Source organism: Cyclobacterium sediminis, from assembly GCF_054781075.1.
On the sequence record NZ_BAAGVC010000002.1, the window covers coordinates 380403 to 393665 of the forward strand.

Consider the following 13263-nt stretch of genomic DNA (forward strand, 5'->3'; position numbering starts at 1 on the left):
TAGAAAAAAAATTCAGCCAATAAAATAAGCAAAAGAAAACCGACTCCCTGTCATAGACAAGAAGTCGGTAAATATCCAAAAACTAGACTAAGTTTTTACTGAGAAATTTTCTCAGCAACCCAGTTTTTAGCGTTTATAAAGGCATTGATCCAGGGGCTAACCTCTTCGTTCCGTATATCTTCAGGATAATATGGCCAGTTCCAAGGGGCAATTGCCCTTTCAATATGTGGCATGATTGCCAGATGGCGGCCATCTTTTGACACCAAGCCTGCTACATTATGGTCTGATCCGTTGGGATTACCGGGGTATGCGCTGTAAGAATACTCCATACCAAAATTGTAACTTTCTTTTTCTTCCGGAAGGTAGAATTTACCTTCTCCATGTGCTACCCATACCCCTAGTCTTAAACCGGACAAGGAGCCAAACATTACAGAATCATTCTCAGGAATGGTCACATTCACAAATGACGACTCAAACTTATGACTGTCGTTGTGAAGCATTTTGGTTTTTTGCTTATGTTCAGGATTGATCAGGTTCAATTCAACCATTAGCTGACATCCATTACAAACACCTAAACTCAATGTGTCTTTTCTGGCGTAAAAATTATCCAAAGCATTTTTAGCTTTCTCATTGTAAAGAAAAGCTCCGGCCCATCCTTTGGCAGAACCAAGAACATCGGAATTTGAAAAGCCACCCACAAAGACGATCATGTTTACATCTTCAAGGTTCTCTCTACCTGAGATCAGGTCAGTCATGTGGATGTCTTTGACATCAAATCCGGCCAACCATAAGGAATAAGCCATCTCTCTATCTCCATTGACTCCTTTTTCACGAATAATCGCTGCTTTGGCACCCGTGGTTGTTTTCCTATTGGAGTCCAAATTCAATGCTTCGTAAGTCCCTTTCCATTGCTCAGGAAAGGTATAGTTCAAAGGTTGATTTTTATAATTGTCAAATCGATCCTTGGCCAGTTCTTTTCCCGACTGCTGTTGATCCAACAAATAGGAGGATTTGTACCAAATATCTCTCAATACTGATACTTCCCAAGACTTATTTAAACCCTCAATTTGAATGGTGCCTGAAGTATTTACAGTTGCAATTTCCACAGCAGACACCCCTTTTGAATTCAATAATGAAGAGACATCGGCCGCATCCTTTACCTGAATAACCAAGCCCGGGTTTTCTGCAAATAAGGCTTTGATCAAATCTTTTTCCTTAAGATTTGAAGTATGAATATCTAAGCCTCTATTCTGGTCAGGGAAACACATCTCCAATAAGGTAGTGATCAAACCGCCGGATGAAATGTCATGACCAGCTAGTACTTTGTCTTCTTTGATCAGTTCTTGAATGGTTGCAAAGGCACTTTTAAAATAAGCTGCATCCTTAATGTTCGGTACTTCGTTGCCAATTTTATTTAGTGATTGTGCAAAGGAGCTGCCTCCCAATTTTGCTTCATCCTTAGACAAATCTATGTATAGCAATGTTGATTCAGGGCTAGCCTTTAAGCTAGGAGAAATAACATTGTTAATGTCCGAACATTCTCCAACAGTTGAAATGATAACCGTTCCGGGGGATTTTACCGTTTGACCACTTGGGTATTTCTGGGTCATGGACAAGGAGTCTTTACCCGTAGGAATGTTTATCCCCAATGCTATTGCAAATTCACTCGTGGCTTCCACTGCTCGATAAAGCCTGTCGTTTTCCCCTTCGTTTTTGGCTGGCCACATCCAGTTGGCACTTAGGGACACTCCTTTAAGTCCATCGGTTAGTGGAGCCCATATTAAGTTGGTAAGTGCTTCTGCTATTGCTAATCTAGATCCCGCTTCAGGACTTACTAAAGCGGCTATAGGAGAATGTCCGATTGAAGTAGCTATTCCTTTATTTCCAGAATAATCCATGGCCATTACTGCTACATTATTCAATGGAAGCTGAAGTTCGCCAGTTGTCTGTTGCTTGGCCACCCTACCGGTAACCGACCTGTCTACTTTGTTGGTGAGCCAGTCTTTGCAAGCCACTGCTTCTAATTGCAGTACATTGGTCAAATACTGCTCAAAATCCTGAACTTTGTATTCAGGTGCTGTGAAATTTTGCTTGGCCTTTTTGTCCACCAAAACAGTTTTTGGGGAAGAACCAAACATATGATTCAAACTCCAATCGACAGGTTTTTCTCCTGTCTGGGTGTTTTTAAATTTGAATTGCATGTCCCCGGTCGTCTGGCCTATGTTATAAAATGGCGCTCTTTCACGGTCTGCAATCTTCTTAATCTTTGCTAGATGGCTATCCTTAACCACCAATCCCATTCTTTCCTGGGATTCATTTCCAATGATTTCTTTGGCAGAAAGTGTAGGGTCCCCAACGGGCAATTTTTCCAAATTAATGGTTCCACCAGTATTCTCCACCAACTCTGAAAGGCAGTTTAGGTGGCCACCTGCGCCATGGTCATGGATAGAAATGATGGGATTGTCTTCACTTTCAGCCAAAGCTCGAATTACATTGGCAACCCTTTTTTGCATTTCAGGGTTTGACCGCTGAATGGCATTCATCTCTAAGGAAAGACTAAGTTCACCAGTATTCAAAGAAGATACTGCACTACCTCCCATGCCAATTCTGTAATTGTCTCCGCCCATCAAGACAATACGATCCCCTTTTTCAGGACTGTTTTTATGGCTATAAGGAGCTGCTGTAAACCCAACTCCTCCAGCCTGCATAATGACTTTATCGAAACCCCAATCCAGGTCTCCTTCTTTGTGCTCAAAAGTCATCAGACTTCCGCAAATAATAGGCTGGCCAAATTTATTTCCAAAATCGCTGGCACCGTTTGAAGCTTTGATAAGGATGTCCATTGGGGATTGGTAGAGCCATTTTCGCTCTTCAAGGTCTTTTTCCCAACTTCTTCCAGCTTCTGACCTCGGATATGAAGTCATATATACCGCTGTTCCGGCCAAAGGAATTGAGGCGGTGCCACCTGCCATCCTGTCTCTGATTTCTCCGCCTGAGCCTGTAGCAGCACCATTAAAAGGCTCTACTGTTGTAGGGAAGTTATGGGTTTCGGCTTTCAATGAAAGCACGGTATCTATTTCTTTAATCTCAAAAAAATCTGCCTTTTCTGAAGATTTTGGCGCAAACTGAAGCGCCCTAGGTCCTTTAACGAAAGCAACGTTATCACTATAGGCAGAAACGATCCCATTTTTATTGGCCTTTGAGGTTGCCTTGATCAACTGAAACAAGGTCATGGGTTTTTCCTTTCCATCCAGTATAAAGGTGCCATTAAAGATCTTGTGCCTGCAATGTTCTGAATTAACTTGACTGAAACCAAAAACTTCACTATCCGTTAATGGTCGCTCCAAAGATTGACTAACCCCTTCTAAATAAGCTACTTCTTCTTTACTTAATGCCAGGCCTTCTTTCTCATTGTAGGTGTGGATATCCTCAATATATTGTATAGGATCCGGTGTTTTGGCTATTGCAAATACTTCTTGGTCAAGTCCTTTGTACATTCGCTGAAGCATAGGGTCGAAAGAACTACCTTCAATCCATGGGTAGAAGGCCTCGATCCTAAGAATCCCTTTTATTCCCATATTTTGGCTTATTTCAACCGCATTGGTAGACCAAGGGGTAATCATTTCCTTTCTTGGACCAATAAACTCGCCGGGAATTTTAAGGTCTTCCAAATGGACAGCACCTCCAAATAGCCAGTTTAATTTCTCAAGCTCATTGTTTTTGTACGCTTCAGTGGTTTCCAAAGCGTAAATGGTCTTCTCCGGGGATTGAAAAAACAAAATCTTCATAAAGGGATCGATAGCTTTTTTTGAATGGGCAAATGTACAAAATTGGTTTTAAAATTTCGCAGTGCAGGTGGAGTAAGAAACTGATTAGCCAGTATAACTTGAAAAAAACACGGACTGCCCCTAAGTCAAAGAAATAAAAAGGATGAAATTGCCCTTCTGGCTTCAAGTTTAAGCAAGAAGAAATCTTCAGAAACCCAATTTAATATAGCCTTTTTGCAAAAAATAAATAGTTCCTTTGTAGAGCAAAGAAAAATGAGTGTAAAAATTATAGAAATTCTTGAAGAAACTCTGAACCTTTTGATAGTTTCTCTAGTTTATTCCCTGAGTTTATTATTAAGGGATATTTGGAAACGAGACAAAATATAATTCGAATAGCACTAGAAAATTTTTTAGTGTATGGGGTAAGAGCAGTCACTATGGATGAGATAGCCAGGATTGCGGGAATATCTAAAAAAACAATTTATGAAGAATTCTCTAGTAAGGAAGAATTGGTTAATGCTGCCATAGAGGCAACAATAAAAGAGTACAGGTGTGATTTAGATGAGATGGAAAGCATTGATGAAAGTGCCATTGACCATTTGTTGCGCATGACAAGGTATCTAAGGGAGGCATTTACCAGTATGAATCCATTGTTAATGCAAGACATCCAACGATTTTACCCCAAATGCTGGCAAAAGGTAAATGAATTTAAAACGGAAAAAGTACTTCAGAATATTATTATGGTATTAGAAAAAGGAAAAGAATCCGGGGATTTCCGAATGGAGATCAATTCAGAGTTATTGGCCTATATGCGTATGGATCAAATTACAAATACTTTAACTTTTAATTATTCGAAGTCAAGTTATACTTTGCTAGAATGCCAATTGGCGATTTTAGATCATTTTATACATGGAATTCTTACTGACCAGGGAAGGTCAAATTACTATAAAAAACTACAAACTCAGGAAATTTAACTTTATGAATTTTAAACCAATTATTCTTTCCCTTACGATTTGGCTGGTAGGCCATTGGTTAGCTGAAGTTCAGGCCCAGCAACTGCCTTTCTCTTTAGAAGAAAGTGTGAACTATGCCCTGGAAAATAACGCAGAAGCCCGAAATGCAAGATTAGAAATACAAGCTGCAAAAGGTTTGATCGGAGAACGAACCTCAGAAGGGCTACCTCAAATTACTACAAGATTGAATGCTACCAAAAATCTTAAGGTACCTATATCGCCATTTCCCGCTCAGTTTTTTGATCCGGAAGCACCTGAAGGTACTTTTATTGGGGTTCAATTTTCCCCGATTTATTCAGCAAATTTGACAGCTACCGTAAGTCAAATGATTTTCAACGGTTCTTATTTTATAGGCCTTAAAGCAGCCAAAACATATAAGCAATTGGTGGAATTTGATAAAGAGTTTACTGACCTGGAAGTGGTAGAAAATGTGAAAAAAGCTTATTTTTCTGTATTAGTGAGTAAAGAACGAGAGACATTAATTCAGGCAAACCTGAATCGATTAGATACGCTACTTAAAGAAACCGAGATTCTTTATGAAGAAGGTTTTGCTGAAAAGATAGACGTGACGAGAATAAGGGTTCAAAATAATAATATTAGAACAGAACTGAACAAGGCCAAAACTTCTACCAGTGTAAGCAAGGCCCTTTTAAAGTTGCAAATGGGCTTCCCTGAGGAGGAAGAAATTGTCTTAACCGATAAATTAGATGATTTTACCCAATACCTTGAAACCCAAAGATTATTAAGTGAAGAAGGTCAACAAAGAATAGAAGTAGATCAAATCAATACAAATTACGATTTGGCAGTATTGGATTTGAAAAACAATCAAATCCAATACATGCCCAGATTGGATGCCAATTACACCTTTCAAAGGAATGCTTTTGGAGGTAATTTCTCAAAACTCTGGTCAGGAGATTGGTTTACAGGTTCTATTGTTGGAGTTACATTAGAAATTCCAATTTTTGATGGGTTTCTCAAAAAGCATAAAATCCAGCAAAATAGGGTGCAAATGAGGCAATTAGAAGTTCAGAAAGAATTTACCATACAAAACATTCAATTAGAAAAATTTCAAGCCAAACAAAATTTGATCAACAGCTTACAAGAATTGGAAGTGCAAAAAGAAAACAGAGATTTGGCACTGGAGGTTTTCAATATGGCGAAAATTAAATACCAAGAAGGGGTAGGGTCTAACCTTGAGGTAGTGGAAGCAGATGCCACCCTTAAAGAGGCAGAGACCAATTATTTTTCTGCTCTTTATGATACGTTTATCGCAAGAGTAGATTTAGAAAAAGCATTGGGAATTTTAAAATAAGAAAAGGATTATACATGTTTATGAAAAATACATTTAAGTTTTTAACCCTATCCCTTGCGTTGGGAATGTTTTCTTGCGCTCAGCAAGAAGATGATCTTTCTTCCAAAAAAAACCAATTGGAAGCATTCAAATCTGAATCAGCAGCCTTAAAAGTTAAGATCGAAGAATTAGAGGAAGAGATATCCTCCTTGGATCCGGAATTTCGGAAAAACCGTAGGAAATCAGTATTGGTAACTACCGTAAAACCCGAAGTAGGTAAATTTGAACATTATGTGGAAGTGACCGGTTCTGTACTTTCCAAAAAGAATGTAAACATCAGTGCAGAGGTTTCAGGTAGGGTAGAAGAGATTGTTACCCGTGAAGGCATGTCTGTTAGAAAGGGCCAAGTAATTGCTAAAATTGATGCAGAATCCATTAAAAGAAATTTGGATGAAATTAAAACCCAGCTTGAGCTAGCCAAAACAATTTTTGAAAAACAAGAGAGACTTTGGAACCAGAAGATAGGTACTGAAATTCAATTTTTAGAGGCGAAGAACAGGAAGGAAACCCTAGAGAAAAACCTTGCTTCTATCGAACTTCAAAAGGATAGAACTACCATTACTGCCCCATTTAATGGAACAGTAGAGGAACTTACAGTAAGGGTAGGGGAGTTGGTACAACCTGGTTCTCCTGTAGTCAATTTTGTAGGGGAAGACGATTTATTTATTGAGGGAGATATCTCAGAAAGATTTGTAGGAATTTTGAATAAAGGGGATTCTGTAAGTATTTATTTCCCTTCTATAGACAAAAATATTAAAACCAAAGTAACTGCGGTTGGAAAAATTATTAATCCGGATAACAGAACATTTAAAGTAGAGGTTTTTCTACCGAAAGTAGAAAATGTAAAACCAAATATGATTTCGGTTTTAAATATTCAGGATTATAATGTTGATGAGGCGGTGATAGTCCCTACTTACCTCATTCTTAAAGACAATCAGGGAAGTTATGTTTTTGTAGTTGAAAAAGGTGTGGCTCACAAAAAATATGTGGAAAGAGGATTGACCTATGAAGGACATACTGAAATCACTAAAGGTTTAGATGGATCTGAAACACTTATTGACAAAGGGTTTAGGGAAGTAGGAGATAATTTTAATGTAAAAATCTCATCTTAATTATAATATGGCTTCAGAAGAAAACAAGAAAAAAGGAGTAATCAGAGAATTTGGAATTTCCTCACTGTCTGTAGATAATAGGACAAGTGTGGTAATCCTTACACTGATTATTACCTTCCTGGGGATGTTTGCCTACAGGACCATGCCTAAAGAAAGCTTTCCGGAAATTGTGATTCCTACAGTGTATGTAGGAACAGCTTATCCCGGAAACTCCCCCGTAGATATGGAAAACCTGATTTCCAGACCCATAGAAAAAGAGTTGAAATCAATTAATAACTTAAAAGATGTAAGCTCCACTTCCATCCAGGATTTTTCATCAATCGTGGTTGAGTTTAATCCCAATGTGGAAATATCCAAGGCCATACAGGATGTCAAGGATGCGGTAGATAAAGCTAAAAGTGAGCTGCCGAATGATTTGGATAGAGATCCGGATGTATTGGAGGTCAACACTTCAGAGTTCCCAATAATGAATGTAAACATTTCGGGAAACTATACAGAGCAAGAGCTAAAGACCTACGGTGAGTATTTGGAAGATGAGATCGAAAAATTAACAGAAATATCCAGTGCTGACTTGAGCGGGACCATTGAGCGCGAAATTCGGATCAATGCAGATCTCTATAAAATGGAAGCTTTAGGGGTTACTTTTTCCGATATCTCAGGCGCTGTTTCTGATGAAAATGTTACCATTTCGGGTGGTAATATTTTATCTGGTGATTACAGAAGAACACTAAGGATAGATGGTGAATTTGCCAAACCTATAGAAATTGAAGATGTAATCGTCAAGACTGAGAACAACAATATTGTTTACCTAAGAGATGTCGCCGAAGTTGAGGATACTTATAAGGAAAGAGAGAGTTTTGCCAGAAGTAAGAAGTTACCGGTAGTTACTATCAATGTCATAAAAAGAAGTGGCGAGAATCTTTTGGATGCTTCAGATAAAATAAAGGCCTTAATTGATGAAGTAAAAATCAACAAATTTCCTGAGGATCTGGAGGTTACCATTACCAATGATCAGTCCAAAACCACTCGTTCGCAAGTAGATAACCTTGAAAACAGTATCATTTCCGGGGTAATTCTTGTGGTATTGGTGTTGATGTTTTTCTTAGGCTTTAGAAACGCACTTTTTGTTGGAATTGCCATTCCACTGTCAATGTTTATCTCCTTCCTGGTGCTCAATTCTTTGGGTGTTACCTTAAACCTCATGGTACTGTTCTCCCTGATACTTGCGTTGGGAATGCTGGTGGACAATGGAATCGTGGTCGTAGAAAACATTTACAGGCTGATGCAGGAAGGTAAATCTCCAGTTAGGGCAGCAAAAGAAGGTGTTGGTGAAGTGGCTTGGCCAATTATAACATCAACAGCGACAACACTCGCAGCCTTTCTTCCCTTGGCATTTTGGGATGATATCATCGGGGAGTTTATGAAATACCTTCCCATTACTTTGATTATCGTATTGTCTTCCTCCTTATTCGTAGCTTTGGTAATCAATCCTGTTTTGACGGCCTTGTTTATGAAAGTACAGGATGTAGACAAGCAAAAGCCTGTTCAGAAACCGATGATCGTTGCAGCAGTTTTGACGGCATTGGCTATCGTAAGTTATTTCCTAGCTTGGATAGCATTTGGGAATTTACTGTTCTTGGCTGCTCTGCTGGTTATATTTAACGTTTTCTTCTTAAGAAGGGCTATTCGTTGGTTCCAAAATGTATTTTTGGTTCGTTTGGAGGACCTTTATGAAAAAACGTTACTTTTTGCCCTGAGAGGCTATAAACCCTACCTCTTTTTTGGAGGGACTTTGATTTTATTGGTGCTGTCACTAGGCTTACTATATGTAAGTGCGCCGAAGATATTGTTTTTCCCTGACAATCAGCCGGCCCTGATAAGTATATATGTAGAAAAACCAATAGGTACAGACATTACTTCCACCAACGAATTTATGGAGGAATTTGAAGATGATCTGTTTGCTTTACTTGAGCCATATGATGAAATCATAGAGTCTGTGATTACTCAAATCGGGGAAGGTACCGGCGACCCCATGGAAGGGCCAAGTCAGGCATCAACTCCCCATAAGGCAAAGGTAACAATTGGCTTTGAAGAGTATCAATACCGAGAAGGAATCAATACCAATGAGATCATGGAGAAGATCAGGGAATTGGCTGAGGGTTATCCCGGTGTATTGATGACTGTTGGCAAGCAACAAAACGGCCCTCCCGTTGGAAAACCAATCAATATAGAAATTACTGGAGAGAACTTTGAACAACTTATTGCTTATGTGAATTCAGTCAGAGAGCACATCAATGAGTCTGGGATACAAGGTATAGAGGAGTTAAAGTCTGATTTGGAGCTAGGAAACCCTGAGCTGATTTTAAACATTGATAGGGAAAAAGCCAGACGTTTTGGACTTTCGACTTCAACCATCGCCAATGAACTGAGAACAGCACTTTTCGGCTTAGAAGTATCTAAATTTAAGGAAGGGGAAGATGATTACCCCATTCAACTAAGGCTCGCAGATAAATTTAGGTATGATATCGACGCTTTGCTCAACAAGAAAATTAGCTTTAGAGATAAGTTTGGAAACAAAAAGGAGATACCTATTTCCTCCGTTGCTAGCTTAGAATACAGTTCTACCTATGGTTCTGTCAAAAGGAAAGACTTGGAGAGGGTAATTACTTTATTTTCAAATGTAAATGATGGGTACAATGCCACAGAAATTAATAACCAAATCAAGCGGTTGTTGCAGGACTTTGAAGTACCGGAAGGAATCAATATTAGTTTTACAGGTGAGCAAGAGGAACAAGCTAAGTCTGCAGAGTTTTTAACTAGAGCATTGTTGATTTCAGTTTCTTTAATATTCCTTATCATAGTAGCGCAATTCAACTCCATTACCACGCCATTTATTATCATGGCCTCCGTAATTTTGAGTACAATAGGTGTGTTTCTAGGGCTTGTGATATTCAATATGGACTTTGTCATCATTATGACAGGTATCGGGATAATTTCCTTGGCAGGTGTTGTGGTAAACAATGCCATTGTATTGATTGATTACACTGATCTAATAAGATCCAGAAAGCGTGAAGAACTTAATATTTCTGAAGATCAGAATCTTTCCAAAGAAGATCTCTTAGACAGTATTGTAAAAGGCGGGAAAACCAGACTTAGACCGGTGTTATTGACTGCTGTAACCACGGTGTTAGGCCTGATTCCATTGGCCATAGGTATGAATATTGATTTTTATGGATTACTGTCATCCTTTGAGCCCAAGTTTTATATTGGGGGTGATAATGCAGACTTTTGGGGACCAATGGCATGGACTGTAATATATGGCCTAACCTTTGCGACCTTTTTAACGTTAGTAGTAGTACCTGTCATGTATTTATTGGCAGATAAATTAAATATGGCTGTTCGAAAGAACAGTTGATTAGATTTAATTAAAGGTTGGTGGTTTTTTTAAGTGTTCAAACCTCCGGGATAATGTCCCGGAGGTTTTTATTTTTTGCCCAAGGCGATAAAATAGCCTATTTATTTGTCGGACTGACCATAATAAGCCTCTTTTCCATGCTTTCGTTCATAATGCTTTTTTATTAAAGCATCTTTCAATCTCGGTGCCTTGGGGTTGATTTGCAAGGTCAAATACGCCATACGTGCGATTTCTTCTAACACCTTGCTATTGTAGACCGCTTTTTGAGCATCCTTTCCCCAAGTAAATGGGCCGTGGTTTCCAATAAGTATCATTTCTACCTCATCATAAGAAATATTTTTTTCTGCAAGGCAGTCCAAAATTTGCTGTCCTGTCATGTGCTCATAGTCTCCGGAAATGTTAGCATCACTCATCGGAGGGGCACAGGGGATATCATTGGTATTGTGATCAGCATGTGTGGTTCCGAATAAAGGAATATCCATTTGAGCTTGAGCCCAAGAAACGGCATAGCAGGAATGGGTATGGCATATGCCTCCAATATTCTCCCACTGCTTATACAAGAAAGCATGGGTTTTGGTGTCTGAAGATGGTCTCATTTTCCCTTCCACCACATTGTTGTCAAAATCTACAATTACGATGTCTTCCGGTTTTAATGTCTCATAAGGAACTCCACTTGGTTTAATGGCAAATACTCCATTTTCTCGGTCTACAGCACTTACATTTCCAAAGGTATAAACCACCAAATCCAGCTTGGGCAACTCCATATTTGCTTTGTAACAATTGTTTTTCAGTTCTTCGTATTTACTCATGGTATTTCAAAGGCTTTAATTAATTAATTACATTAGGTTTATGGAGAATCAAGAGCTGATGTCCAATTCTATTTTTATATTTAGCATATTGTCTATTTTAAACAAGCCCTTTTTTTTCGATTAGTATGAATGGCTGGCCTTGTTTCGATGTAGCAAATATGTGAAAAGGAAAATTAGCATTTAATTATTAAATGAATTTTCTCTAAGTTTAATAAATAATTAAGTAAAAGATCGTATGCAGCTTAAAAAAAATGAGCTTTGGTTGGTTACCGGTAGCCAACATTTATATGGACAGGATATTTTAAAAGAAGTGTCTTCTCATTCTGACGTCTTATGCAAGCATTTGAATGCTTCCAATAATATAGCAGTTACCATTGTTTTTAAGGCGCTAGTGACCACTCAAGAAGAAATTTCACAGGTTTTTTTAGCGGCAAATAAAGCAGAGAATTGCATAGGTGTTATGGCATGGATGCATACTTTTTCACCTGCCAAAATGTGGATCAACGGCTTGAGATTGCTTGACAAACCACTCTTGCACTTGCATACCCAATATGGAGAAAACATCCCATGGGATAGTATAGATATGGATTATATGAACTTGCACCAGAGTGCACATGGTGACAGGGAATTTGGCTTTATCTGTACCAAGATGAATATACCTAGGAAAGTGGTGGTAGGCCACTGGAAAGACATTGATGTTCATCGGGAAATCGATTATTGGAGTAGGGCTGCTAGTGGATGGATGGACTGGCAAGGTGCTCAGTTTGTTCGGTTTGGCGATAATATGCGACAAGTAGCGGTTACCGAAGGCAATAAAGTGGAGGCGCAAATTAAATTTGGCTTTGGGGTTAATACCTATGGTGTGGGAGATTTGGTGGAAAAAATCAATGCGGTAAGTGAAGCGGAAATGGAAGAATTAATTGATGTCTACCACAATGCTTATGCTTTAACTGACTCTTTGAAAAAAGGTGGGGCCAGGCATCCTTCCTTGCGGGAGGCAGCCAGGATAGAATTGGGCCTTCAAAGCTTTTTAGAGGCAGGTTCCTTTAAGGGTTTTACCAATACTTTTGAAGACCTTCATGGGATGAAGCAATTACCGGGCTTGCCTGTTCAGCGACTTATGAATGCAGGTTATGGCTATGCGGGTGAAGGGGATTGGAAAACCATGGCACTAGTTCGTGCCATGAAGGTAATGGGTACCGGACTTCCCGGAGGGAATGCTTTTATGGAAGACTATACCTATGACTTTAAGGAACAGGGGGGGCTTGTACTTGGTGCCCATATGCTGGAAGTTGATGAATGCCTTGCAGAAGGCCCAATTCGCTGTGAAGTTCACCCTTTGGGGATAGGTGGAAAAGAAGATCCTGTTAGGCTTGTTTTTGATGCGGCTGCCGGGCATGCGCTTAACGCTTCTTTAATTGATTTGGGCAATAAGTTTAGAATGGTAGTAAATGAAGTAGAAGCTGTTAAACCACCTCATGATTTGCCTAAATTACCAGTGGCAAGAACCATGTGGCGGCCACTTCCTGATTTTAAGGGAGCCTGTGGTGCTTGGATACTGTCCGGTGGAGCACACCATACGTGTTTTAGTCAGAATTTGAATGTGCAGGTATTGGAAGATTTCTGCGAAATGGCCCAAATAGAATGCGTTACAATTAATGAAAACACCAACATCAAAAATTTCAAAACCTATTTGAAAAGTTTTGACTGATCCGGTAATTAAAAAGGTTTAGAATTACAAAAAAAAAGGCAGTCGGAGGAATAAATCCCCTGGCTGTTTTTTTAAGGGGCAGGGT

7 protein-coding genes are annotated in these 13263 nt (G+C 39.1%); 5 read left to right on the forward strand and 2 right to left on the reverse strand.

Translation table 11 applies throughout. The features are described 5' to 3' along the window. Positions 1 to 95 precede the first annotated feature (95 nt). Positions 96 to 3788, reverse strand: coding sequence for a phosphoribosylformylglycinamidine synthase (purL, locus tag ACYVHJ_RS02090; RefSeq protein ID WP_460512122.1), 3693 nt, complete (start codon positions 3786 to 3788; stop codon positions 96 to 98). A gap of 344 nt (positions 3789 to 4132) precedes the next feature. On the opposite strand from purL, the gene ACYVHJ_RS02095 reads away from it, so the two are divergent. From ACYVHJ_RS02095 to ACYVHJ_RS02110, 4 genes are read left to right on the forward strand one after another with little or no spacing between them, the layout of a single operon-like run. Further along, complete coding sequence (locus tag ACYVHJ_RS02095) at positions 4133 to 4741, forward strand: TetR/AcrR family transcriptional regulator (RefSeq protein WP_460512124.1); 609 nt, start codon at positions 4133 to 4135, stop codon at positions 4739 to 4741. 4 nt (positions 4742 to 4745) lie between these two features. Then, positions 4746 to 6092 carry a TolC family protein gene (locus ACYVHJ_RS02100; RefSeq protein ID WP_339904160.1) on the forward strand — a complete coding sequence of 449 codons (1347 nt, stop codon included), beginning with the start codon at positions 4746 to 4748 and terminating at the stop codon, positions 6090 to 6092. A gap of 20 nt (positions 6093 to 6112) precedes the next feature. Further along, entirely contained in the window at positions 6113 to 7243 is a 1131-nt protein-coding gene (locus ACYVHJ_RS02105) for an efflux RND transporter periplasmic adaptor subunit (RefSeq protein ID WP_460512127.1), read from the forward strand. 7 nt (positions 7244 to 7250) lie between these two features. Then, complete coding sequence (locus ACYVHJ_RS02110) at positions 7251 to 10658, forward strand: efflux RND transporter permease subunit (RefSeq protein ID WP_460512129.1); 3408 nt, start codon at positions 7251 to 7253, stop codon at positions 10656 to 10658. A gap of 101 nt (positions 10659 to 10759) precedes the next feature. Here the strand turns inward: ACYVHJ_RS02110 and ACYVHJ_RS02115 are convergent, their stop codons facing one another. Then, positions 10760 to 11467 (reverse strand): L-ribulose-5-phosphate 4-epimerase, encoded by a 708-nt coding sequence (locus ACYVHJ_RS02115; protein WP_460512131.1) that lies wholly within the window; start codon positions 11465 to 11467, stop codon positions 10760 to 10762. Between the two features lie 235 nt (positions 11468 to 11702). On the opposite strand from ACYVHJ_RS02115, the gene araA reads away from it, so the two are divergent. Then, complete coding sequence (gene araA / locus ACYVHJ_RS02120) at positions 11703 to 13178, forward strand: L-arabinose isomerase (protein ID WP_460512133.1); 1476 nt, start codon at positions 11703 to 11705, stop codon at positions 13176 to 13178. The last annotated feature ends 85 nt before the right edge of the window (positions 13179 to 13263 follow it).